The sequence below is a fragment of the Escherichia sp. SCLE84 genome (assembly GCF_012584495.1).
Taxonomy (GTDB): Bacteria; Pseudomonadota; Gammaproteobacteria; order Enterobacterales; family Enterobacteriaceae; genus ECMA0423.
This window is the reverse complement of record NZ_CP051430.1, coordinates 4,620,157-4,643,585: the sequence shown is the minus strand read 5'-3', so window position 1 is coordinate 4,643,585 and position 23,429 is coordinate 4,620,157. Positions and strand designations below refer to the sequence as shown.

The following is a 23,429-nucleotide window of genomic DNA, read 5'->3' as shown; positions in this document are numbered from 1 at the left end:
AGACTTTGAGCAAGTCCAAACTCTCACCATTAATATAATGTTTTGGTAATAATCCTATAACACTGATGTTACCTGCTTAATCCAGCAATACCATGCCTGTCTGCTATGCTTTTTTGATGCGTTTAGCGAAATTTCTCAGAAGTGTGAATTAACGCACTCATCTAACACTTTACTTTTCAAGGAGTATTTCCTATGAACGAGTTAGACGGCATCAAACAGTTCACCACTGTCGTGGCAGACAGCGGCGATATTGAGTCCATTCGCCATTATCATCCCCAGGATGCCACCACCAATCCTTCGCTGTTACTCAAGGCTGCCGGATTATCACAATATGAGCATTTAATAGACGATGCTATCGCCTGGGGTAAAAAAAATGGCAAGACCCAGGAACAACAGGTGGTCGCAGCGTGTGACAAACTGGCGGTCAATTTCGGTGCTGAAATCCTCAAAATCGTACCCGGTCGCGTGTCAACAGAAGTTGATGCACGCCTCTCTTTTGATAAAGAAAAGAGTATTGAGAAGGCGCGCCATCTGGTGGACTTGTATCAGCAACAAGGCGTTGAGAAATCACGCATTTTGATCAAACTGGCTTCGACCTGGGAAGGCATTCGCGCGGCCGAAGAGCTGGAAAAAGAAGGTATTAACTGCAACCTGACGCTGCTGTTTTCTTTTGCCCAGGCGCGGGCCTGTGCAGAAGCGGGCGTTTTTCTGATTTCGCCGTTTGTCGGGCGTATTTATGACTGGTATCAGGCACGCAAGCCGATGGACCCGTATGTGGTGGAAGAAGATCCGGGCGTTAAATCGGTGCGCAATATCTACGACTACTATAAGCAACACCACTATGAAACCATTGTGATGGGCGCGAGCTTCCGTCGCACCGAACAAATCCTCGCCTTAACCGGCTGCGATCGACTGACTATCGCACCGAATTTGCTGAAGGAGCTGCAGGAAAAAGTTTCGCCAGTGGTACGTAAATTAATCCCGCCTTCTCAGACGTTCCCACGCCCAGCACCCATGAGCGAAGCGGAGTTCCGTTGGGAGCACAATCAGGATGCGATGGCGGTAGAAAAACTGTCTGAAGGCATTCGTCTGTTCGCCGTTGATCAACGCAAACTGGAAGATCTTCTTGCCGCCAAACTATAAACCAGCCACGGAGTGTTATATGTCCCGAAAAGACCTTGCCAATGCGATTCGCGCACTCAGTATGGATGCGGTACAAAAAGCCAATTCTGGTCATCCCGGCGCGCCGATGGGCATGGCTGATATTGCCGAAGTGCTGTGGAACGATTTTCTTAAACATAATCCTACCGACCCAACCTGGTATGATCGCGACCGCTTTATTCTTTCCAACGGTCACGCGTCGATGCTGCTCTACAGTTTGCTACATCTGACCGGTTACGACCTGCCGCTGGAAGAACTGAAGAACTTCCGTCAGTTGCATTCGAAAACCCCAGGCCACCCGGAGATTGGCTATACGCCAGGCGTTGAAACCACCACCGGCCCGCTTGGACAAGGTTTGGCGAACGCCGTCGGGCTGGCGATAGCAGAGCGTACACTGGCGGCGCAGTTTAACCAGCCAGACCATGAGATCGTCGATCACTTCACCTATGTGTTTATGGGCGACGGCTGCCTGATGGAAGGTATTTCCCACGAAGTCTGTTCGCTGGCAGGCACGCTGGGACTGGGCAAGCTGATTGGTTTTTACGATCACAACGGTATTTCCATCGACGGTGAAACAGAAGGCTGGTTTACCGACGATACGGCAAAACGTTTTGAAGCCTATCACTGGCATGTGATCCATGAAATCGACGGTCACGATCCGCAGGCGGTGAAGGAAGCGATCCTTGAAGCGCAAAGCGTGAAAGATAAGCCGTCGCTGATTATCTGCCGTACGGTGATTGGCTTTGGTTCGCCGAATAAAGCAGGTAAGGAAGAGGCGCACGGCGCACCACTGGGGGAAGAAGAAGTGGCGCTGGCACGGCAAAAACTGGGCTGGCACCATCCGCCATTTGAGATCCCTAAAAAGATTTATCACGCCTGGGATGCCCGTGAAAAAGGCGAAAAAGCGCAGCAGAGCTGGAATGAGAAGTTTGCCGCCTATAAAAAGGCTCATCCGCAACTGGCAGAAGAGTTTACCCGACGGATGAGCGGTGGTTTACCGAAGGACTGGGAGAAAACGACTCAGAAATATATCAATGAGTTACAGGCAAATCCGGCGAAAATCGCTACCCGTAAGGCTTCGCAAAATACGCTTAACGCTTACGGGCCGATGCTGCCTGAGTTGCTCGGCGGTTCGGCGGATCTGGCTCCCAGCAACCTGACCATCTGGAAAGGTTCTGTTTCGCTGAAGGAAGATCCAGCGGGCAACTACATTCACTACGGGGTGCGTGAATTTGGCATGACCGCTATCGCCAACGGCATCGCGCACCACGGCGGCTTTGTGCCGTATACCGCGACGTTCCTGATGTTTGTTGAATACGCCCGTAACGCCGCGCGGATGGCGGCACTGATGAAAGCGCGGCAGATTATGGTTTATACCCACGACTCAATTGGCCTGGGCGAAGATGGTCCGACGCACCAGGCTGTTGAGCAACTGGCCAGCCTGCGCTTAACGCCAAATTTCAGCACCTGGCGACCGTGCGATCAGGTGGAAGCGGCGGTGGGCTGGAAGCTGGCGGTTGAGCGCCACAACGGACCGACGGCACTGATCCTCTCAAGGCAGAATCTGGCCCAGGTGGAACGTACGCCGGATCAGGTTAAAGAGATTGCTCGTGGCGGTTATGTGCTGAAAGACAGCGGCGGTAAGCCAGATATTATTCTGATTGCCACCGGTTCAGAGATGGAAATTACCCTGCAAGCGGCAGAGAAATTAGCAGGAGAAGGTCGCAATGTACGCGTAGTTTCCCTGCCCTCGACCGATATTTTCGACGCCCAGGATGAGGAATATCGGGAGTCGGTGTTGCCTTCTAACGTTGCGGCTCGCGTGGCGGTGGAAGCAGGTATTGCCGATTACTGGTACAAGTATGTTGGTCTGAAAGGGGCAATTGTCGGGATGACGGGTTACGGGGAATCTGCTCCGGCGGATAAGCTGTTCCCGTTCTTTGGCTTTACCGCCGAGAATATTGTGGCAAAAGCGCATAAGGTGCTGGGAGTGAAAGGTGCCTGATGGTGATCGCCGGATGCTGATTGCCGGATGCGACGCTGACGCGTCTTATCCGGCCTACAGCGTCTTATCCGGCCTACATGTCCCCGCAATTTTGTTTAACGGGTGATCCACAACGTGGGCCAGGCGTCTGGCCCATGCCAGTTATCGCAGGTGGGTTCTGCGGCATAACGCACCAGGCGAAAACGCTGACCGTCAAAGCGCCAGCGCGCCTGAATGCCACAATCGCTTAATCCGCGCCCTTTCGCTAAGGTCACCAGTTCACGCGATTTCTCATCAAATGTTGCGTTCATCAGTTCCAGTTCATTCGTCTCCTGACCGTTGTTGAACGGCAAACGCAACCGAACCGGGCGCGAGGCTAGTGGCTTTTTACGCGACACAATCCATGCCAAATCAATGGTGTTATAGGCCCCTGCCTCACAGCTAATCATCATCAGCGCTTTATCATCAGTCAGCGCAGTGACATTCACCTCACGACGTAACGGATCAAGCGAGCAGCGCAGACCATTCATCCGCCAGTTTCCATAATCCAGCAAATCGTTGCGTTCTTCGAGTGAGAGTGGCGTCGGCGTTGGGTTAACCACCGCGACCTCTTTCAGCGCAGGCGCGGGCGGTACGCTGAGCGGCGGTTCGTCCCCTTTCTTGATCCACGCGGTTTCACTGCCAACGCGCTTTTGCTGAGCATCAATAAACAACAACGCCGCTTTTAAGCCACTCAGAGAAATGGTCTGATTGCCGTCGCGTAAGGTGATCGCCTTCCCTTCCTGAATCATCTGCAAAAACGCGGTGATGGTTGCCGTATCATCGGTTACTAATAACCATGGTGAAATCCGCCACTTGTCACCACTTAACGCCAACGGCTCACCATCTAACAGCAGCCGTGGCGCTATCTCTCCTTCAGACGCATCCGGCGACTTCAACCCGCCGCGCTCAATACGTAAAACGGCATCGGTATGCGCCCCGGCGCTGCGGCTCAGGGTCATCACCAGTCCATTATGATCGCCCGTATTGCGCGCCACGCAGAAGTTTTGGTTATTACAGGTGACCTGCCAGTCGGAAAACGCCCGTTGCGCTGGTGCCGCCCACACCAAAGACGTCGGCAACAAAGCGAAAAAAAAGAGAAGGAAAATGCGATAGCGCATGGACGGTACGACCCCAGAAGTTCAAACAAACAGCACAAGTCGTATCTTCGTTGCGCAGGTAGCGCGGCTCAATCAGATTTGTCGGATTGAGCCAATAATAAACAACGAAATATTATTGTTATTTTTCAGTCCATTAAATGTGACGTTTGCAAATAGTTAAGCAATAACACCGTCTTACCGTCACGTATCTCGCCGGTTTTGATCATCTCCAGCGCCTGGCTGAACGGCAGCTCGAGCACTTCAATATCTTCATCTTCAACACCGCCACCGGCGTTAGCGCGCTGATTGTCACTGTATTCGGCGATAAAAAAGTGGATTAGCTCAGTCACACCGCCAGGCGACATATACAGTTCAAATAATTTGCGCACTTCGCCCACTTCATAGCCCGTCTCTTCAATCGCTTCTTTACGAATGCACACTTCCGGTTCGTCGTTATCCAGCAGCCCGGCGCAGGTTTCAATCAGCTGCCCGCTTTCATTGCCATTAACCCAGGTAGCGACACGGAACTGACGAATCAGAACCACGCTCTTTTTCTTCGCGTTGTACAGGAGGATCGTCGCACCATTACCGCGATCGTAAACTTCACGTTTATGGCGGATAACTTCGCCATCTTTGCGCGTGAGATCGTAGGTAATGTTGTGCAGGGTGAAATAGTTATCGGAGAGAATTTTGTCTTTAATGAGGGTGATTTGTTGCGTCATACCGACTCCACAGCGCGAAATGAACAATTATCTTACGCTGTGAAGTCGGGTTTGTCTGCGCAGGCTATCAGTGAGATTTGACTGATTTTACCCCCAGCCAGTCAATAATCCCCTGTGCCGCATGACGTCCTTCTGCCATTGCGGTAACCACCAGATCCGCACCACGCACGGCGTCACCACCAGCGAAGATTTTCGGATTGGTGGTCTGGTAACGGTACTGGCTTTCCACATCCGCGATGATGCGGCCCCATTTGTCTACCGTTACACCGTGCGACTCCAGCCACGGCATCCCGTGCGGATTGAAGCCAAACGCCATAATCACCGCGTCGGCTGGCATGACAAATTCACTGCCTTCCACCGGCACTGGACGCCGACGCCCCTGGGCATCCGGCTCGCCAAGACGCGTGCGCAGGAAACGAATCCCGCAGACGTGACCTTGTTCATTCAGCTCAAGCGCCACCGGCTGGACGTTAAATTCGAAGTTGGCCCCCTCTTCGCGGGCGTTCTTCACTTCTTTCTTCGAGCCTGGCATGTTAGCTTCATCACGACGATAAGCGCAGGTGACGTTACTCGCGCCGTGGCGCAGTGCGGTACGCACACAGTCCATCGCGGTGTCGCCGCCGCCCAGTACCACGACGTTAAGTCCGGCGGTATTGATAAACGGCTCTTCCGGTAGCTCTTCGAGCCCCATCACCTGTTTAGTGTTGGCAATGAGGAACGGCAGCGCGTCATAAACGCCCGGCGCATCTTCATTGGGTAAACCCGCTTTCATGGAACGGTAAGTGCCTACGCCAACGAAGACCGCGTCGTATTGTTCCAAAAGCGAATCCAAAGAGACATCTTTACCCACTTCACAATTGAGTTCGAAGTGAATCCCCATCGCGCTGAAGATTTCCCGACGGCGTGCCAGCAGGGATTTATCCAGTTTGAAAGAAGGAATGCCGAAAGTGAGCAAGCCACCGATTTCTGGATGGCGATCGTACACCGTCACCCCCACGCCATTGCGGGTCAGAACATCCGCACAGGCCAGCCCTGCCGGACCTGCACCGATAATCGCCACCCGCTTGTCCACTTTGGTGACATGGCTTAAGTCAGGACGCCAACCTTTCGCCAACGCCTGATCTGAAATGTAGCGTTCAATGTTGCCGATAGTTACCGCGCCGTGCTCATCGCGAATAGTACAGGCACCTTCACACAAACGGTCTTGCGGACAAACGCGTCCGGTAATTTCCGGCAGGGTGTTGGTCTGGTGAGAAAGCTCGACGGCGGCGTCGATGTTTCCGGCTTTCACCAGTTCAATCCACTGCGGTATATGGTTATGCAGCGGGCAGGTCCATTCACAAACGCTGTGCTCGCCGCACTTAAGGCAGCGCGAGGCTTCCCGTTGTGCCTGGTCGGCGCGAAATGGCAGATAAATTTCATCAAAACCGGTTTTGCGCGCTTCAATCGCCAGTTTATCCGGCTCGCCACGCGCGGGCGTTGCCTGCATTTGTTCGACTTTACTCATTACCGGCATTTCTTGCGCCGCGGTACTGGCATGCCACGGTTGATGTTCCTGACGCGCGGTGCGCAAGCGGCGGGATTTCGCCATGCCGGAGAGTGCGACGTCAGTGACCAGTTGCAGCGCGTCCGCCGGGCAATTCTCAACACAGGCAGGACCGTTTTCGCGCCCCGCACAAAGGTCGCATTTATGCGCCGTGGCTTTTACTTTTCCTGCCGCGACGGGTGTCAGGACGATTTGCATCGTACCAAAAGGACAGGCCACCACGCAGGATTTACAGCCAATACACTTTTGCTGATTGACCTGAATGCTGTCATCAACGTGGCTGATTGCGCCATTAGGGCAGCTACGGGCGCAGGGCGCATCTTCACAATGGTGACAGGTCACTGCACTACGTTGCTGTTGATGTTTGATAACCGTAATTCGGGGATGAAAATGGTGTTGGCTCAGGACATGTTGCTCATCATTGTGAGCCATGACACAGGCGATTTCACAAGCATGACAACCCAGACATTGCTGACTGTTGGCCATAATAAAACGATTCATAACGACCTTCTTTTTTGGTTGTAAAAACCTTATTCTTTATATGAGTGTTGTTATTACCCGACTTACAGGGGAATCGGCAATGTTCATGTGCCCAGAATAAGTAACTATTTCGCTATAAACTGTGGCAGATCAAATAATCCCATCACTGACTAAATTGTGTTTCAGCGAACTGGAACATTAATGATTTTTTGTGGAGAAGACGCGTGTGATTGTTAAACGACCCGTCTCGGCCAGTCTGGCCCGGGCCTTTTTTTACATTGTGCTGCTGTCGATTCTTTCCACGGGTATCGCTCTGCTAACTCTGGCGAGCAGTTTGCGCGACGCTGAGGCTATCAATATTGCCGGATCGCTGCGTATGCAGAGTTACCGCCTGGGCTACGACTTGCAAAGTGGCAGTCCACAACTCAATGCACATCGCCAGTTGTTTCAGCAGGCACTGCATTCACCGGTATTAACCAATCTCAACGTCTGGTATGTGCCAGAAGCAGTAAAAACTCGCTATGCGCATCTGAATGCCAACTGGCTGGAGATGAATAATCGGCTCAGCAAGGGCGATTTGCCGTGGTATCAGGCCAATATTAATAATTATGTTAATCAGATAGACCTGTTCGTGCTGGCTTTACAGCACTACGCTGAACGCAAAATGCTGCTGGTGGTGGCGATTTCCCTGGCTGGCGGTATCGGTATTTTCACGCTGGTCTTTTTTACTTTGCGCCGCATACGCCATCAGGTGGTTGCCCCGCTGAATCAGCTGGTTACCGCCAGTCAGCGTATTGAACACGGACAGTTCGACTCGCCGCCGCTGGATACCAGTCTGCCGAATGAGCTTGGTCTGCTTGCAAAAACCTTTAACCAGATGTCGAGCGAGCTGCATAAATTGTACCTTTCGCTGGAGGCGTCAGTAGAAGAAAAGACCCGCGATCTCCACGAGGCCAAGCGTCGTCTGGAGGTGTTGTATCAATGTTCCCAGGCGCTGAACACCAGCCAGATTGATGTGCATTGTTTCCGCCATATTTTGCAGATTGTTCGCGACAATGAAGCGGCTGAATATCTGGAGTTAAATGTCGGTGAAAACTGGCGGATTAGCGAAGGGCAACCAAACCCGGAATTGCCGATGCAGATTTTACCGGTGACAATGCAAGAGACGGTTTACGGCGAACTGCACTGGCAAAATAGTCACGTTTCATCATCAGAACCGCTGCTTAACAGCGTTTCGTCGATGCTGGGACGCGGTTTGTACTTTAATCAGGCGCAGAAGCATTTTCAGCAGTTATTGTTGATGGAAGAACGTGCAACCATCGCCCGCGAATTGCACGACTCGCTGGCTCAGGTACTTTCTTACTTACGTATCCAGTTGACGTTACTGAAGCGTTCGATACCGGAAGATAACGCCACCGCACAAAGTATCATGGCCGATTTTTCCCAGGCGTTGAATGATGCTTATCGGCAGTTACGCGAGCTGTTGACTACTTTCCGCCTGACGCTGCAGCAGGCGGATCTCCCCTCCGCGTTGAGGGAAATGCTGGATACGTTACAAAATCAAACCAGCGCCAAACTGACCCTCGACTGCCGTCTGCCAACCCTGGCGCTGGATGCGCAAATGCAGGTGCATTTGTTGCAAATTATTCGCGAAGCGGTGCTGAATGCGATGAAGCACGCCAACGCCAGCGAAATCGCCGTCAGTTGCGTCACCGCGCCGGACGGCAATCACACGGTTTATATCCGTGATAACGGGATTGGCATCGGTGAACCGAAAGAGCCCGAAGGTCATTATGGTCTGAATATCATGCGCGAACGCGCGGAACGGCTGGGTGGGACGCTGACTTTTTCACAACCTTCCGGCGGCGGCACGTTAGTGAGTATTAGCTTTCGCTCCGCGGAGGGTGAGGAAAGTCAGCTGATGTAATGCCTCCTACTGACCAAAGAATACTTGCACTTAAGGTTCAGTATAAAAGGGCATGATAATTTACATTAACTCCTTTTTTTCTCCACGATTGGCTCGTACCTTGCCGCTACAGTGAAGCAAGTCAAGCCTACAACGATACGCAGAAACACGAGGTCCTCTTTTAATGGCGAATTTCTTTATTGATCGCCCCATTTTTGCCTGGGTGCTGGCAATCCTGTTGTGTCTGACAGGTACCCTGGCGATTTTCTCATTGCCCGTTGAACAATACCCCGATCTCGCGCCACCGAATGTGCGAGTGACCGCTAACTATCCCGGCGCATCGGCCCAGACGCTGGAAAACACCGTGACCCAGGTTATCGAGCAAAATATGACCGGCCTCGATAATCTCATGTATATGTCATCTCAGAGCAGTGGCACCGGTCAGGCATCTGTCACTTTAAGTTTTAAAGCAGGCACCGATCCGGACGAAGCCGTGCAGCAAGTACAAAACCAGCTGCAATCAGCCATGCGAAAGTTACCGCAGGCGGTGCAAAATCAGGGCGTGACGGTGCGTAAAACCGGCGATACCAATATTCTGACCATTGCTTTCGTCTCTACCGATGGTTCGATGGATAAACAGGATATTGCCGATTATGTTGCCAGTAATATTCAGGACCCGTTAAGCCGCGTGAATGGCGTCGGGGATATCGATGCCTATGGTTCGCAATATTCCATGCGTATCTGGCTGGACCCGGCGAAACTCAACAGTTTCCAGATGACGGCTAAAGATGTCACTGATGCCATTGAGTCACAGAACGCGCAGATTGCGGTTGGGCAACTTGGTGGTACACCTTCCGTCGATAAGCAGGCGCTCAACGCCACCATTAACGCCCAGTCACTGCTGCAAACACCAGAACAGTTCCGCGATATCACCTTGAGGGTGAATCAAGACGGCTCAGAGGTAAGGCTGGGCGATGTCGCCACCGTCGAAATGGGGGCGGAGAAATACGATTATCTTAGCCGCTTCAATGGTAAGCCAGCCTCCGGGCTGGGGGTAAAACTGGCCTCCGGCGCAAACGAAATGGCGACAGCGGAGCTGGTGCTCAATCGTCTCGACGAGCTGGCGCAGTATTTCCCGCACGGACTGGAATACAAGGTGGCGTATGAAACCACCTCGTTTGTTAAAGCCTCCATTGAAGACGTGGTGAAAACGCTGCTGGAAGCTATCGCTCTGGTTTTCCTCGTTATGTATCTGTTCCTGCAAAACTTCCGCGCCACGCTGATACCCACTATCGCCGTGCCGGTGGTGTTGATGGGAACCTTCTCCGTACTTTACGCCTTCGGTTACAGCGTCAACACCTTAACCATGTTCGCGATGGTGCTGGCGATCGGTCTGCTGGTGGATGACGCAATCGTGGTGGTGGAAAACGTCGAACGTATTATGAGTGAGGAAGGACTCACTCCTCGCGAAGCCACACGTAAATCGATGGGGCAGATCCAGGGGGCACTGGTCGGGATTGCGATGGTTCTTTCGGCGGTATTTGTACCAATGGCCTTCTTCGGCGGCACCACCGGTGCCATCTATCGCCAGTTCTCTATTACCATTGTTGCGGCGATGGTGCTGTCAGTACTGGTAGCGATGATCCTCACTCCGGCTCTGTGTGCCACACTACTTAAGCCACTGAAAAAAGGTGAGCATCACGGGCAAAAAGGCTTTTTTGCCTGGTTTAACCAGATGTTTAACCGCAACGCCGAACGCTACGAAAAAGGGGTGGCGAAAATTCTCCACCGTAGCCTGCGCTGGATTGTGATTTATGTCCTGCTGCTTGGCGGCATGGTGTTCCTGTTCCTGCGTTTGCCGACGTCGTTCTTACCGCTGGAAGACCGTGGCATGTTTACTACCTCGGTACAATTGCCCAGCGGTTCAACCCAACAACAGACCCTGAAAGTCGTTGAGCAAATCGAGAAATATTACTTCACCCATGAAAAAGACAACATCATGTCGGTGTTTGCCACTGTTGGTTCTGGCCCCGGGGGTAACGGGCAAAACGTGGCGCGAATGTTTATCCGCCTGAAAGACTGGAGCGAACGCGACAGTAAGACCGGCACCTCATTTGCCATTATCGAGCGTGCAACGAAGGCGTTTAACAAGATTAAAGAAGCTCGCGTTATCGCCAGCAGCCCGCCAGCAATTAGCGGTCTTGGTAGTTCTGCAGGTTTTGATATGGAGTTGCAGGACCACGCTGGAGCAGGTCACGATGCGCTGATGGCAGCACGTAACCAGTTGCTGGCGCTGGCGGCGGAAAACCCGGAGCTAACCCGTGTGCGCCATAACGGCCTCGATGACAGTCCGCAGTTGCAGATTGATATCGACCAGCGTAAAGCTCAGGCGCTGGGCGTTGCTATCGACGATATTAACGACACACTGCAAACCGCCTGGGGTTCGAGCTATGTGAATGACTTTATGGATCGCGGTCGCGTGAAGAAAGTCTATGTGCAGGCAGCTGCGCCGTATCGCATGCTGCCAGATGACATTAATCTCTGGTATGTCCGAAATAAAGATGGCGGCATGGTGCCCTTCTCTGCTTTCGCGACCTCACGCTGGGAGACAGGCTCGCCGCGTCTGGAACGCTATAACGGTTATTCTGCGGTTGAGATTGTTGGGGAAGCCGCACCGGGGGTCAGTACCGGTACGGCGATGGATATTATGGAATCGTTAGTGAAGCAGTTGCCAAACGGCTTTGGTCTGGAGTGGACGGCGATGTCGTATCAGGAGCGGCTTTCCGGCGCGCAGGCTCCGGCGCTGTACGCCATTTCCTTGCTGGTAGTATTCCTGTGTCTGGCGGCATTGTATGAAAGCTGGTCGGTACCGTTCTCGGTAATGCTGGTCGTGCCGCTGGGGGTTATCGGCGCGCTGCTGGCAACCTGGATGCGCGGGCTGGAAAACGACGTTTACTTCCAGGTGGGCCTGTTAACGGTCATTGGTTTATCGGCGAAAAACGCCATCCTGATCGTCGAGTTTGCTAACGAGATGAACCAAAAAGGCCACGACCTGTTTGAAGCGACGCTCCACGCCTGCCGTCAGCGTTTACGCCCGATTCTGATGACCTCGCTGGCATTTATCTTCGGCGTATTGCCAATGGCAACCAGCACGGGTGCCGGTTCCGGTGGTCAGCATGCGGTGGGTACTGGCGTAATGGGCGGGATGATTTCAGCTACTATTCTGGCTATTTACTTCGTGCCGCTGTTCTTTGTGCTGGTGCGCCGCCGCTTCCCGCTGAAGCCGCGCCCGGAATAAGCAATAAAAAAGGCGACATGCCAATGTGTCGCCTTTTTCAACTTTCCGATTAAGAACCTGCTCAGCGGGTTCTTGCTGTTTATACTTTGTCTCGGGAATTACTTACGAAGCATAACTTCGATAAAGTCTTTCCAGTTCCCCAGTTCACGTTCAATCATAACAACCTCTCTTATAATTATGGGTATTCTACGGAAACAATATACCGTGGTGAAGCTAATTTACTCGATTGCTGCGATGACTACCTCCGGGGGACAAACCTTATGTAAATACTATGGTCCTGCGGTGATAATTTGTATGTGATACACAGCAACATTTCGAGATATTCATACGGCATCTAATACTGATTTAATTCTGGTTAAAATACAGACAGATAACAAGATGAATATTCTTAATGTTTACGTTAAAAATGTTTAATATTATTTAATAGTTGTTAATTTGAATACTTCGATAATGTTATATTTCCTGATAATCATTTGCAGGCAAAATGTTTTCACCCTTAAATGAGTATTTATTCTCATAAATCGAAAAAGGATTCATTATGGTTACACTTTACGGCATCAAAAATTGTGACACCATTAAAAAGGCTCGCCGTTGGCTGGAAGCCAATAACATCGACTATCGTTTTCATGATTACCGCGTCGATGGGCTGGACAGCGAATTATTGAACGGTTTTATCAACGAATTAGGCTGGGAAGCGTTACTCAACACCCGTGGTACAACCTGGCGTAAACTGGACGAAACCACCCGCAATAAAATCACCGATGCGGCCTCTGCGGCGGCATTAATGACTGAAATGCCTGCAATTATCAAACGTCCATTGCTCTGCGCGCCTGGTAAGCCTATGCTGCTGGGTTTCAGTGATTCCAGTTATCAGCAATTTTTCCATGAGGTGTAGTCTATGTCGTGCCCGGTTATTGAGCTGACACAACAGCTTATTCGCCGCCCTTCCCTGAGTCCTGATGACGCAGGATGCCAGGCTTTGTTGATTGAACGTTTGCAGGCGATCGGTTTTACCGTTGAACGCATGGACTTTGCCGATACGCAGAATTTTTGGGCATGGCGTGGGCAGGGTGAAACGTTAGCCTTTGCCGGGCATACCGACGTGGTGCCGCCTGGCGACGCCGATCGTTGGATCAATCCGCCGTTTGAACCAACCATTCGTGACGGCATGTTATTCGGGCGCGGTGCGGCAGATATGAAAGGCTCGCTGGCAGCGATGGTGGTAGCGGCAGAACGTTTTGTCGCACAACATCCCAACCATACGGGGCGACTGGCATTTCTGATCACTTCTGATGAAGAAGCTAGTGCCCACAACGGTACGGTAAAAGTCGTCGAAGCGTTAATGTCGCGTAATGAGCGTCTCGATTACTGCCTGGTCGGCGAACCGTCGAGTATCGAAGTGGTTGGTGATGTGGTGAAAAATGGTCGTCGCGGATCGTTAACCTGCAACCTTACCATTCATGGCGTTCAGGGGCATGTGGCCTACCCGCATCTGGCTGACAATCCAGTACATCGCGCAGCACCTTTCCTTAATGAATTAGTGGCTATTGAGTGGGATCAGGGCAATGAATTTTTCCCGGCGACCAGTATGCAGATTGCTAATATTCAGGCGGGAACGGGCAGTAACAACGTTATTCCGGGTGAACTGTTTGTGCAGTTTAACTTCCGCTTCAGCACCGAACTGACTGATGAGATGATCAAAGCGCAGGTGCTTGCCCTGCTTGAAAAACATCAACTGCGTTATACGGTGGACTGGTGGCTTTCCGGGCAGCCATTTTTGACCGCGCGCGGTAAACTGGTGGATGCGGTCGTTAACGCGGTTGAGCACTATAATGAAATTAAACCGCAGCTACTGACCACAGGCGGAACGTCCGACGGGCGCTTTATTGCCCGCATGGGGGCGCAGGTGGTGGAACTCGGGCCGGTCAATGCCACTATTCATAAAATTAATGAATGTGTGAACGCTGCCGACCTGCAGCTACTTGCCCGTATGTATCAACGTATCATGGAACAGCTCGTCGCGTGATGAGTGGTTCTGCAAGAGGAAATAAGCATGGACTGGCTGGCTAAATATTGGTGGATTCTGGTGATTGTCTTTTTGGTAGGCGTCCTGCTGAACGTGATTAAAGATCTCAAGCGCGTCGACCATAAGAAATTTCTCGCCAACAAGCCGGAGCTTCCCCCGCATCGTGATTTCAACGATAAGTGGGACGATGACGACGACTGGCCGAAAAAGGATCAACCGAAGAAGTAAGCTGAGTGGCCGGATAAGGCGTTCACGCCACATCCGGCCATGATGCCTGATACAGTCTTATCAGGCCTACCCGGCTATTATTACATCATTTCAATCACATCATCATCGCCAGGCTTACCGCCACTTAGCGCTTCGTCGAAATAATGTTTCGGAATGGTATAACGCAAGTGATCCAGGGCAAATTGCATACTGCGATTGTCGATCGCATGGCCTAAATCCTCCACGATATCCAGCGTCACGTCACCACCGGCACTGATTAACGCTTCCTGCGCCGCAACCGCATGCGCCAGATCGATAACCGGATCTTCACCGCCATGAATCAGGTGAATTGTCGTGGCTGTAGACGCAGTTTCCGGCAGGCTCGCATAGCGTCCGTTAAAAGCAATGACGCGTGAAGCAAGGCCCGGTTCGGCTTTAATGCTCTCCAGCGCCATAATCGCGCCTTGAGAGAAACCGATTAACGCCGTGGCGTTAGCCCCTACTCCGCTCTGTTTCTGCCAGTAGCGCACCGTCTCAATAAACGTCGGCATGATGGCATCCACACGCGCCTGGCGATTATCTTCCGTAATACCCTGCACTGAAAACCACTGACGCCCCGCCGGATTACCGCTCGGCTCCGCGCCACCGACACTCACCACCAGCGCATCAGGAAACAGCGGTGCAAACCAGCTACCTATTTCCCCCATTGCCACCGGGTTATCCCCGACACCGTGGAAAAGCAGTAACAACTGTTGCGCAGGTTTATCCGGGCTTTGAACAACAAAATGGTCATGTTTCATGGCGAACTCCTTAACTGATGTCATTAATTTTACGCCGCTGACTCACAATGACCATGGGAGAAAATTGAAGGAGTCAGTGAAAAAATTGCCATTGCGTTATGCGATCGCGCAGACGCTCAGTGCGAACATCATTAAGTGCGAACAGCGCCTGCGCGGCCTCTTCCCGCTGACGGACCAGTAACATCTTGCGGCCTGAAAGTTTAAGTGTGGTACATAACTGCGCGTCGCTGACGTTTTTCTGTAAACGCCCACGCAGCGCCGGTAATGCCAGTTCACTGGTTTGTAGCAGACGCAATAAGCAACCTAACGATGTTAATAGCGGACGATGAGCGAAAGCAAAACCGGCCAGTTCAAGCCAGTCGTCGTCAGAAAGGACGGCATCGTTTAGTGGATCAACAGGAAGCGTTTCGCCATTCCACTTTGCGAGAGCTTGCGCATCGCGACGTAAACGGTAATGCTCACGTTCAGCCAGTTGTTTACCCGCATTACTCATCGGTAACAGCGCCATCGCCGTATAGCAACCGCTGCTGGCTTCACGATGATTACCCATCCGCACCAGCACAAAACCGCAGCGGTGCCAGAAACGCCATAACTCCCCGGTGTAACCAAAACTCACCGAAAGATAGTCGAGGTCACGCGTATATTGCAAAGCACCAGCAATAAGTTGCTGCCCTGTGCCTTCCCGCTGACGCGCCGGATGAACTGCTATCCGGCTGACCCGCCGTCCACGCAATGTCGCTGCCAGTGGATTGCTACCGTGCGCCGCCAGCGACTGGGCCACCAGATTACCCCGCGGGCGACGAAAACCTGCCCATACCGCCTGACTGAGTTGTTGAGATAATCCCCCCTCATCCACCAGCCACAGCGCTCCGGCAATCTCGTTTTCGCCAGCCGCCTGTAAAAAATATTGCCCTGGTGCATCCATCATCCGGCGTAAATCCAGCGGCGAAGTCCGGTAGTGCGCACCAGACAATAACTGATAAACCTTTAACGGCGTTTCTGGCTCGCTTCGCCATAACGTTTGTTCAAATGCGGAAATGACGATATTGCCTTGTGGTGTATGGGTGAAGTTTTCATCGTCAAAAACCAGTGCCTCACTAACCATTTTTTCCAGCGGGCATCCCTGTGCCCAGCGGATCGGCTGTTGCAGTTCAAAACGGTGTAAATGCGGAAAGCGAGCGCAAAATTTCAGCAAAAAACCACGTCCGGTGCCTTCGTAGCCCTGCACCGTAGTGGTTAACAACGTTCGAGGAAAACGCGATACCAGTTGATGCAACAACGGCGCAGGTATGGCTGCGGCTTCATCGACCACCAGCCAGTCGGCTTGCTCATCGCTGGCTAACAAGGCATCCGGCGCAATAAAGCGAAACTTCTCGCCCGCAAATTGTGCCAGTACATCCGTTGCCGCTTTTGCGGGCGCGGTGACAATCGCACTGCCCGCAATACGAGAAATGAGTTGCCCTGCCAGCGCCGACTTACCGCGCCCACGCGCAGCCGTTACCGCTGCCACGCCCGGCGGCATGGTCAGTAGCTGCTGTAAGAGTTGCTGTTGTTCTGGTTGTGGTGCGCCGGTCGCGGGGTGCCAGTCAGTACGGGGAGTAAAATGCGCCAACGAGAACGGCTGGTTTTGCCGCCAGAGGATAGCGTCGTTATCCGCCGTAAGTACGCGTTTGAGATGCTGGACAAAATGCGGCGTCGCAATAGGGTCAGGGCAATCACTCCAGCGCAGCGAGTCGGCATCAGGTTGGTTTTCCCACTCTTCCCATACAGGGAGTAACAAAACCAGCCAGCTTCCCGCTTTCAACGTTCCGCTAAGTGCTGCAAAGGCAGCGGCATCAAAGCCGTGGCGGGCGTCGAATACCGCATGCCGGAACTCGCGCCCAAGTAAAGTTTGTAGCGCCGAGGGTGAACAGTGGTTTTCAGCATCTGGCTGCGGCGAAATCCACAGCCAGTCGCCAGGTAAGGCATCACGCAACTTAAGCGCATGATCAAAACACCAACCCTCTTCCCCGCTCAACACCAGCAAGCGGCGGATCCCTTCACGTTTCATTTGCGCTGTTAATGTGTGAAGCGCAGTCAGTTCAGCCATCCCTGCCCCGGAAGTTAAATGCTTTTACCAAAAGTATTGCATTGTGCCGGATCGCCGCTGTCGAAACCACGTTTAAACCAGCTGTAGCGTTGCTGAGAAGTGCCATGTGTGAAACTATCTGGTACTACTCGCCCCTGACTTTGCTGTTGTAAACGGTCATCGCCGATGGCCTGCGCCGCGTTCAGCGCCTCTTCCAGATCGCCGGTTTCCAGAACGCCTTGCTGCTGCATGTTATGCCCCCAGACACCGGCAAAACAGTCGGCCTGGAGTTCCATACGCACAGATAAGCGGTTCACTTCCGCCTGCGTCGCGTTTTGTTGCAGTTGACGAACTTTCGGCTCGATGCCTAACAGTTTCTGCACATGATGACCGACTTCATGGGCGATAACGTACCCCTGGGCAAAATCGCCATCCGCGCCAAGTTTGTCTTTCATGTCATCATAGAAGGAGAGATCGATATAAACTGTGCCATCCGCCGGGCAATAGAACGGCCCCATAATGGACTGACCAGCCCCGCAGCCGGTGCGCGTCATTCCACGGTACATGACCAGCTTCGGTTGCTGATAGGTCTTACCCATCTTCTCGAACTGTTGTCCCCAGGTGTCTTCCGTGGTTGCCAGAATCACCGAGGTGAATTTTGCAGCTTCGTCTTCATTAGGGCTAATGGACCGCGTTGATTGTTGTTGGGAAACCGGCTGTCCAGTCATTAACCCGGTTAAATCAACACCATAGTAGCCTGCAACCAGCACGACTAACAGTAAAATCAGCCCGCCTTTACCGCTTGGCAGGCGAAAACCAGGACCGCCCATAGACGGACCACCGGAGCTGTTGCGCCTGTCTTCAACATTGTCACTTTCACGTCGCCCTTGCCAACGCATAGATACCTCAACAATATATTCATTATAGAAATGATCGTAGGTGGTTCAGAGGAAGATTACCACAGGAAAGCGGGATGAAATGGCGGAGGAATTAAGGCTTCATGCCACGTTATATAATTTACGAATGTTAGAAGTAAAAGAGAATGTTAGCTCCAGTCTTCTAGTCTGATTCCCGCCACTCGCTCAAACTCTCGGGTATTGTTGGTAACCACAATCAAACCGCGACTGCGAGCATGTCCCGCTATCATCTGGTCAAAAGGTCCAACAGGCCTTCCCTGCCGGGCAAGCTCGGCCCTGATTTGCCCGGTATGCGTCGCAGCAGCACTATCATAATCAAGCACTACCAAACGAGATACGAAACCTTCAATAACCGCCAAATTGCGTTCTGGCATCTGACTTTTTTCTGCCCCATAGATAAGCTCCATCAATGTTACAGAACTTATACACATCCGGCCAGAATTCAGGTTAAACCGCTCTCTGACATGTACTGGTTTATTCTTAATAGTGAAAATACAGATATTGGTATCCAGCATGAATTTCAGCATCAAAATGATTCCCTTTCCTGCATTGCGGGTTGATCACGGATATCCATAAAATCCGCACTCACATTTTCGCCATCAAACCAACTGTCCCAGGACTCACCGGCGGGAGTGATGATTCTTGTACGACCAATCGCAATAATTTCTACTTTCTTAACGTCTTCTGGCAGAGCGACCGCTTTCGGTAATCTGACGGCCTGACTGCGATTACTTAAAAATACAGTAGTTTCCATAGCCCCCCCTTTTTGGGATATACGTTATGTATATACATATTGGCCTGGTATGACTTTCCTGTCAAAGGGAGATAATGAGAAGTATTGTAGCGGGGGTATCAAAGACATTTAGCCGGAGTACCCTCCGGCTAAAGAAACAAGCAACCAGAAAAATCAGTCCAGCTGTACACCCAGGCGGCGGGCGACGGCTTCATAGGCTTCGATCAGGCCACCGAGGCTCTGGCGGAAACGGTCTTTGTCCATTTTCTCCAGTGTTTCTTTGTCCCACAGGCGGCTGCCGTCCGGGGAGAACTCATCGCCCAGTACCACTTCACCTTTGTACAGGCCAAACTCCAGCTTGAAGTCGACCAGAATCAGACCAGCATCATCGAACAGTTTTTTCAGCACGTCGTTCGCTTTGTAGGTCAGCTCTTTCATACGCGCCAGGTTCTCTTTGCTCACCCAGCCAAAGGTTTCGCAGTAAGATTCGTTGACCATCGGATCGTGCATGGCGTCGTTTTTCAGGAACAGATCGAACAGCGGCGGGTTCAGCTCAATACCTTCTTCGATTCCAAGACGTTTCACCAGAGAGCCAGCAGCACGGTTACGCACGACACACTCAACCGGCACCATATCCAGCTTTTTCACCAGACATTCGGTATCGGAGAGCAGACGCTCCATTTGAGTCGGGATACCCGCTTCAGCCAGTTTGCTCATAATGAAGTAATTGAACTTGTTGTTCACCATACCTTTGCGATCAAACTGCTCAATGCGCGCGCCATCCCCTGCTGACGTATCATTGCGGAATTCGAGCACCAACAGGTCCGGGTTTTCCGTGCTGTATACGGTTTTCGCTTTACCACGATACAACTCAGCTTGCTTTTGCATCTTTATCACTCCTGGGTGTGAATTAACGTTTTAAAATCTTTTGCTGTCTGGTGTGCCGGATGTTTTGTCGGATGCGGCGTGAACGCCTTATCCGAACTACGTCCGACAAACAAATTTCGTGCAAATTACCGCTAAAATCGCGTTTTCCTGCCGACGCACACGTTTGCGTATCATATCAGAAAAAAGGGCCGGATGATTCCAGCCCTGTATTTTTACTTGCTAAACGCAGCCTGGAAGACAGCTACCAGCGCGTCGTTCTGACTCTGAGTCAGAGTATGACCTTTCGGATCGATGAACTGTAGGCTGCTGCGGTTATCTAAATCGCCAACCTGCAGTTTATAGTCACCGGATGCCAGGCCTGGATCGCTCGCGCCCAGTTCCTGCCAGTCGCTGTCAGACAGCGGCTTATAAGTTACGGCCATGTTACCCTGCGAACGGGTGCTGTCGGTCACTTTCATGCCCACTTTTTCCAGCGCCGCTGGCAGACGTTGCCAAACCACATTGAACGGCCCGCGTACGACCAGCATCGGTAAACCGGTGTCATCAGCTGCACTTTGTACGTCCATAGTGGTGGAGGCACGATTTTGCGCAGCGTTCGCGGCGTCAGTGGCAGATTTATCCAGACCGGCGGAAATAACGTTCATCATCTCCGTGCTGTAACGCTGCATGGAAGCCGCGTCTGCAACCGGTTTGCCCGCCTGTTCCAGGTTCAGCAGTTTAACCGTAACCGCCTGCTGATAACCCTGCGGCTTAACAGAGATTTGATAACGACCACGATACTGCTCGTCTTCGTCCAGACGGTTCCATTGTACCCAATCGGTGGTCAGTGTCTGACCAGCATCATCACGTTGGGTGATGGTGTAGTTTTTCGCCTGCAGCACGCTAACCACCTGCGGCCACAGAGTATTGCCACGACCATTTTCCACCAGCAATGAAGCGGTATCGCCCGTGAACTGGGTACGCGCGCCAGAAACCAGTGCCAGCGGCTGGGCTGGTGGACGAATGTCCAGCGCCTTACCGACAGCACCACTACCGTTGGTCACCGGGATTGCATAATCACCGGAGGTCACCGGCAAAATCATTCCAGCCGGGGCATGAAGCTCCGCAAGCGGTGCCGCTTCCAGGTAGGCTTCATCACCACTGACCTGACGCTTATAGCGTGAGTCAGAACTACAGGCAGCGAGTAATAAAACAAGCGAAACACCCGCAACCTTTGCCAGGCGCGACTTTTGAACAGAGTAAGCCATCAAATCTCCCTAAACTTTACAGCAAACCGGCATGCTTAAGCGCCGCTCTGACCGTCTCACGACCACTGTCGGTGATTGGTGTCATTGGCAGGCGCAGCGTATCGGTCGCCACAAGACCCAGTTCCTTACATGCCCATTTCACCGGGATTGGATTGGGTTCGACAAATAGTTTGTTGTGTAATGGCATCAGACGCTGATTAATAACGCGTGCCTCGGCAAAATGCCCTTCTGCTGCCAGTTTGCACATCTGGGCCATATCACGCGCTGCGACGTTAGCCGTAACGGAAATAACCCCATGACCGCCCAATTGCATGAAGTCCAGCGCGCTCGCATCATCGCCGCTCAGCAGAACAAAATCATCTGAAACCAGCTCTTTGATCTGGTTTACACGCGTTAAGTTCCCTGTTGCCTCTTTGATTCCGATAATATTTTTTACTTTCGCCAGACGGCCCACCGTTTCCGGGAGCAGATCGCAGCCAGTACGGGACGGCACATTATACAGAATTTGCGGCAGGTCAGTATGCTCAGCGATGGCTTTGAAATGCTGATACAAACCTTCTTGCGACGGACGATTGTAGTAAGGGGTTACCGTCAGGCAGCCGACGATACCACTGTCATTGAAGCGCTGCGTCAGGCTAATGGCTTCCGCAGTAGCGTTAGCGCCGGTCCCGGCAATTACCGGAATGCGCCCATCAGCCAGCTCCAGCGTCATCATCACCACATCAGCATGTTCGTCATGATTTAAGGTAGCGGACTCGCCAGTGGTGCCAACAGAAACGATCGCCGAAGTACCGCTGGCGACATGATAATCAATCAGTTTTTTCAAGCTAGCCCGACAGACATTACCTTTTTCATCCATCGGAGTAACAATCGCGACAATACTTCCCGTGAACATGGGCCATCCTCTGTGCAAACAAGTGTCTCAATGGTACGTTTGGTATGGCATTAAAAGCAAGCAGACAGAACCGTTCTGATTGTTGTATGCATGTTTTTTTTATGCTTTCCTTAAGAACAACTCACCCCTTAAAGGAATAACCAGTTTGACACTGTCATCGCAACATTATCTGGTGATCACTGCGTTGGGTGCCGATCGCCCTGGAATTGTGAACACCATCACCCGTCATGTCAGTAGTTGCGGCTGTAATATTGAAGACAGTCGCCTGGCGATGCTGGGAGAAGAGTTCACGTTTATTATGCTGCTTTCCGGTTCATGGAATGCCATTACTCTGATTGAATCAACGTTACCGTTGAAAGGTGCCGAACTGGATCTTTTAATCGTGATGAAGCGCACGACGGCGCGTCCGCGTCCGCCAATGCCAGCATCTGTCTGGGTTCAGGTCGATGTGGCAGACTCCCCGCATTTAATTGAACGCTTCACAGCACTTTTCGACGCGCATCATATGAACATTGCGGAGCTGGTGTCGCGCACGCAACCTGCTGAAAATGAACGGGCTGCGCAGTTGCATATTCAGATAACCGCCCACAGCCCCGCATCTGCGGACGCAGCAAATATTGAGCAAGCGTTCAAAGCCCTATGTACAGAACTCAATGCACAAGGCAGTATTAACGTCGTCAATTATTCCCAACATGATGAACAGGATGGAGTTAAGTAATGAATCCACTGAAAGCCGGTGATATCGCACCGAAATTTAGCTTGCCGGATCAAGACGGAGAACAAGTTAATTTGACCGACTTCCAGGGACAGCGTGTTCTGGTTTATTTCTACCCGAAAGCCATGACCCCCGGCTGTACCGTACAGGCCTGCGGCTTACGCGATAACATGGATGAGTTGAAAAAAGCGGGCGTTGATGTGCTGGGTATCAGCACCGATAAACCCGAAAAACTCTCCCGTTTTGCGGAAAAAGAGCTGCTTAACTTTACGCTCCTGTCTGATGAGGACCACCAGGTGTGCGAACAATTCGGCGTCTGGGGTGAAAAGTCCTTCATGGGCAAAACCTACGATGGCATTCATCGCATCAGCTTCCTGATTGACGCTGATGGCAAAATCGAACATGTCTTTGACGATTTCAAAACCAGCAATCACCACGACGTTGTGCTGAACTGGCTGAAAGAACACGCCTGATTACTTTGCTCCATTCCGTGCTGGCTGCGCTTGCGGCCAGCATACCTCACTTCTCGTGATCAAGATCACATTCTCGCTTTCCCCTGCGACACGGGTGTCGAATCCATTTTTTGCTGAACGTTAATGACCATCATTTTTGTACCGTTCAGAATCCAGTCAATACATAACTTATTGAATATATTGAGTTAATCAGAATGGCATCCTTTATGCAATATGAAATGCAA

21 protein-coding genes are annotated in these 23,429 nt (G+C 51.9%); 9 read left to right on the top strand and 12 right to left on the bottom strand.

The genetic code is table 11. The features are described 5' to 3' along the window. The first annotated feature begins 192 nt into the window (after positions 1 to 192). Entirely contained in the window at positions 193 to 1,143 is a 951-nt protein-coding gene (tal, locus tag HGD79_RS22560) for a transaldolase (protein ID WP_001003709.1), read from the top strand. 19 nt (positions 1,144 to 1,162) lie between these two features. Further along, positions 1,163 to 3,166 (top strand): transketolase, encoded by a 2,004-nt coding sequence (gene tkt / locus HGD79_RS22555; protein ID WP_000087298.1) that lies wholly within the window; start codon positions 1,163 to 1,165, stop codon positions 3,164 to 3,166. A gap of 95 nt (positions 3,167 to 3,261) precedes the next feature. Here tkt and HGD79_RS22550 read toward each other — a convergent pair whose 3' ends face one another. From HGD79_RS22550 to aegA, 3 genes are all read right to left on the bottom strand, one after another. Further along, positions 3,262 to 4,305, bottom strand: coding sequence for a DUF1176 domain-containing protein (locus HGD79_RS22550; RefSeq protein WP_001270524.1), 1,044 nt, complete (start codon positions 4,303 to 4,305; stop codon positions 3,262 to 3,264). A 125-nt stretch (positions 4,306 to 4,430) separates the two neighbouring features. After that, complete coding sequence (gene nudK / locus HGD79_RS22545) at positions 4,431 to 5,006, bottom strand: GDP-mannose pyrophosphatase NudK (protein ID WP_001299058.1); 576 nt, start codon at positions 5,004 to 5,006, stop codon at positions 4,431 to 4,433. A gap of 67 nt (positions 5,007 to 5,073) precedes the next feature. Continuing rightward, positions 5,074 to 7,053: a formate-dependent uric acid utilization protein AegA gene (aegA, locus tag HGD79_RS22540; RefSeq protein ID WP_001078880.1), complete on the bottom strand. Its 1,980-nt coding sequence runs from the start codon at positions 7,051 to 7,053 to the stop codon at positions 5,074 to 5,076. A gap of 205 nt (positions 7,054 to 7,258) precedes the next feature. Here aegA and narQ point away from each other — a divergent pair, with 205 nt between their 5' ends. Together narQ and acrD are read left to right on the top strand one after the other, a co-directional pair. Further along, positions 7,259 to 8,959 carry a nitrate/nitrite two-component system sensor histidine kinase NarQ gene (gene narQ / locus HGD79_RS22535; RefSeq protein WP_000636129.1) on the top strand — a complete coding sequence of 567 codons (1,701 nt, stop codon included), beginning with the start codon at positions 7,259 to 7,261 and terminating at the stop codon, positions 8,957 to 8,959. Between the two features lie 163 nt (positions 8,960 to 9,122). Continuing rightward, a complete protein-coding gene (acrD, locus tag HGD79_RS22530) occupies positions 9,123 to 12,236 on the top strand; it encodes a multidrug efflux RND transporter permease AcrD (RefSeq protein WP_001273136.1) in 3,114 nt (1,037 codons plus the stop codon). A 98-nt stretch (positions 12,237 to 12,334) separates the two neighbouring features. Here the strand turns inward: acrD and ypfM are convergent, their stop codons facing one another. Beyond that, positions 12,335 to 12,394, bottom strand: coding sequence for a protein YpfM (gene ypfM / locus HGD79_RS22525; RefSeq protein WP_001386977.1), 60 nt, complete (start codon positions 12,392 to 12,394; stop codon positions 12,335 to 12,337). Between the two features lie 380 nt (positions 12,395 to 12,774). Between ypfM and HGD79_RS22520 the strand changes: the two genes are divergently transcribed. The 3 genes from HGD79_RS22520 to HGD79_RS22510 are packed head-to-tail and all read left to right on the top strand — an operon-like array spanning position 12,775 to position 14,490. After that, the gene (locus HGD79_RS22520) at positions 12,775 to 13,131 is read left to right on the top strand and encodes an ArsC family reductase (protein ID WP_000258247.1); all 357 of its coding nucleotides are present in this window, start codon (positions 12,775 to 12,777) and stop codon (positions 13,129 to 13,131) included. Between the two features lie 3 nt (positions 13,132 to 13,134). Beyond that, positions 13,135 to 14,262 carry a succinyl-diaminopimelate desuccinylase gene (dapE, locus tag HGD79_RS22515; RefSeq protein ID WP_001277809.1) on the top strand — a complete coding sequence of 376 codons (1,128 nt, stop codon included), beginning with the start codon at positions 13,135 to 13,137 and terminating at the stop codon, positions 14,260 to 14,262. A 27-nt stretch (positions 14,263 to 14,289) separates the two neighbouring features. Continuing rightward, a complete protein-coding gene (locus HGD79_RS22510) occupies positions 14,290 to 14,490 on the top strand; it encodes a YpfN family protein (protein ID WP_000383836.1) in 201 nt (66 codons plus the stop codon). A gap of 80 nt (positions 14,491 to 14,570) precedes the next feature. On the opposite strand, the gene ypfH is transcribed toward HGD79_RS22510, so the two are convergent. The 8 genes from ypfH to dapA all read right to left on the bottom strand — a co-directional run bounded on the left by ypfH (position 14,571) and on the right by dapA (position 22,017). Beyond that, the gene (gene ypfH, locus HGD79_RS22505) at positions 14,571 to 15,269 is read right to left on the bottom strand and encodes an esterase (RefSeq protein WP_000679812.1); all 699 of its coding nucleotides are present in this window, start codon (positions 15,267 to 15,269) and stop codon (positions 14,571 to 14,573) included. A 73-nt stretch (positions 15,270 to 15,342) separates the two neighbouring features. Further along, positions 15,343 to 17,358, bottom strand: a complete 2,016-nt coding sequence (tmcA, locus tag HGD79_RS22500) for a tRNA cytosine(34) acetyltransferase TmcA (RefSeq protein ID WP_000829335.1) — start codon at positions 17,356 to 17,358, stop codon at positions 15,343 to 15,345. 14 nt (positions 17,359 to 17,372) lie between these two features. Further along, positions 17,373 to 18,236: a neutral zinc metallopeptidase gene (locus HGD79_RS22495; RefSeq protein ID WP_001267507.1), complete on the bottom strand. Its 864-nt coding sequence runs from the start codon at positions 18,234 to 18,236 to the stop codon at positions 17,373 to 17,375. A gap of 146 nt (positions 18,237 to 18,382) precedes the next feature. Then, positions 18,383 to 18,781: a type II toxin-antitoxin system VapC family toxin gene (locus tag HGD79_RS22490; protein WP_000911330.1), complete on the bottom strand. Its 399-nt coding sequence runs from the start codon at positions 18,779 to 18,781 to the stop codon at positions 18,383 to 18,385. Next, positions 18,781 to 19,008: a toxin-antitoxin system antitoxin VapB gene (gene vapB / locus HGD79_RS22485; RefSeq protein ID WP_000450524.1), complete on the bottom strand. Its 228-nt coding sequence runs from the start codon at positions 19,006 to 19,008 to the stop codon at positions 18,781 to 18,783. Before vapB ends, HGD79_RS22490 begins: the two co-directional genes overlap by 1 nt. Before the next feature lie 153 nt (positions 19,009 to 19,161). Beyond that, the gene (purC, locus tag HGD79_RS22480; RefSeq protein ID WP_001295467.1) at positions 19,162 to 19,875 is read right to left on the bottom strand and encodes a phosphoribosylaminoimidazolesuccinocarboxamide synthase; all 714 of its coding nucleotides are present in this window, start codon (positions 19,873 to 19,875) and stop codon (positions 19,162 to 19,164) included. 212 nt (positions 19,876 to 20,087) lie between these two features. Continuing rightward, positions 20,088 to 21,122, bottom strand: coding sequence for an outer membrane protein assembly factor BamC (gene bamC / locus HGD79_RS22475; protein WP_001297320.1), 1,035 nt, complete (start codon positions 21,120 to 21,122; stop codon positions 20,088 to 20,090). Positions 21,123 to 21,138: 16 nt separating this feature from the next. Next, positions 21,139 to 22,017, bottom strand: coding sequence for a 4-hydroxy-tetrahydrodipicolinate synthase (dapA, locus tag HGD79_RS22470; protein WP_001295469.1), 879 nt, complete (start codon positions 22,015 to 22,017; stop codon positions 21,139 to 21,141). Positions 22,018 to 22,162: 145 nt separating this feature from the next. Between dapA and HGD79_RS22465 the strand changes: the two genes are divergently transcribed. Both HGD79_RS22465 and bcp read left to right on the top strand, forming a co-directional pair. Further along, positions 22,163 to 22,735: a glycine cleavage system transcriptional repressor gene (locus HGD79_RS22465; RefSeq protein ID WP_000176187.1), complete on the top strand. Its 573-nt coding sequence runs from the start codon at positions 22,163 to 22,165 to the stop codon at positions 22,733 to 22,735. Then, positions 22,735 to 23,205 carry a thioredoxin-dependent thiol peroxidase gene (gene bcp / locus HGD79_RS22460; RefSeq protein WP_001068682.1) on the top strand — a complete coding sequence of 157 codons (471 nt, stop codon included), beginning with the start codon at positions 22,735 to 22,737 and terminating at the stop codon, positions 23,203 to 23,205. The genes HGD79_RS22465 and bcp overlap by 1 nt, the downstream gene beginning before the upstream one ends. Positions 23,206 to 23,429 lie beyond the last annotated feature (224 nt).

Excerpts from the sequence above, each read along its gene's own strand:
- HGD79_RS22520 (WP_000258247.1), top strand. The coding sequence starts at position 12,775 with ATGGTTACACTTTACGGCATCAAAAATTGTGACACCATTAAAAAGGCT.
- bamC (WP_001297320.1), bottom strand. The coding sequence starts at position 21,122 with ATGGCTTACTCTGTTCAAAAGTCGCGCCTGGCAAAGGTTGCGGGTGTT.
- HGD79_RS22495 (WP_001267507.1), bottom strand. The coding sequence starts at position 18,236 with ATGCGTTGGCAAGGGCGACGTGAAAGTGACAATGTTGAAGACAGGCGC.
- dapA (WP_001295469.1), bottom strand. The coding sequence starts at position 22,017 with ATGTTCACGGGAAGTATTGTCGCGATTGTTACTCCGATGGATGAAAAA.
- tmcA (WP_000829335.1), bottom strand. The coding sequence starts at position 17,358 with ATGGCTGAACTGACTGCGCTTCACACATTAACAGCGCAAATGAAACGT.
- purC (WP_001295467.1), bottom strand. The coding sequence starts at position 19,875 with ATGCAAAAGCAAGCTGAGTTGTATCGTGGTAAAGCGAAAACCGTATAC.
- acrD (WP_001273136.1), top strand. The coding sequence starts at position 9,123 with ATGGCGAATTTCTTTATTGATCGCCCCATTTTTGCCTGGGTGCTGGCA.
- ypfH (WP_000679812.1), bottom strand. The coding sequence starts at position 15,269 with ATGAAACATGACCATTTTGTTGTTCAAAGCCCGGATAAACCTGCGCAA.
- vapB (WP_000450524.1), bottom strand. The coding sequence starts at position 19,008 with ATGGAAACTACTGTATTTTTAAGTAATCGCAGTCAGGCCGTCAGATTA.
- dapE (WP_001277809.1), top strand. The coding sequence starts at position 13,135 with ATGTCGTGCCCGGTTATTGAGCTGACACAACAGCTTATTCGCCGCCCT.
- aegA (WP_001078880.1), bottom strand. The coding sequence starts at position 7,053 with ATGAATCGTTTTATTATGGCCAACAGTCAGCAATGTCTGGGTTGTCAT.
- HGD79_RS22490 (WP_000911330.1), bottom strand. The coding sequence starts at position 18,781 with ATGCTGAAATTCATGCTGGATACCAATATCTGTATTTTCACTATTAAG.
- bcp (WP_001068682.1), top strand. The coding sequence starts at position 22,735 with ATGAATCCACTGAAAGCCGGTGATATCGCACCGAAATTTAGCTTGCCG.
- nudK (WP_001299058.1), bottom strand. The coding sequence starts at position 5,006 with ATGACGCAACAAATCACCCTCATTAAAGACAAAATTCTCTCCGATAAC.
- tal (WP_001003709.1), top strand. The coding sequence starts at position 193 with ATGAACGAGTTAGACGGCATCAAACAGTTCACCACTGTCGTGGCAGAC.
- tkt (WP_000087298.1), top strand. The coding sequence starts at position 1,163 with ATGTCCCGAAAAGACCTTGCCAATGCGATTCGCGCACTCAGTATGGAT.
- HGD79_RS22510 (WP_000383836.1), top strand. The coding sequence starts at position 14,290 with ATGGACTGGCTGGCTAAATATTGGTGGATTCTGGTGATTGTCTTTTTG.
- HGD79_RS22550 (WP_001270524.1), bottom strand. The coding sequence starts at position 4,305 with ATGCGCTATCGCATTTTCCTTCTCTTTTTTTTCGCTTTGTTGCCGACG.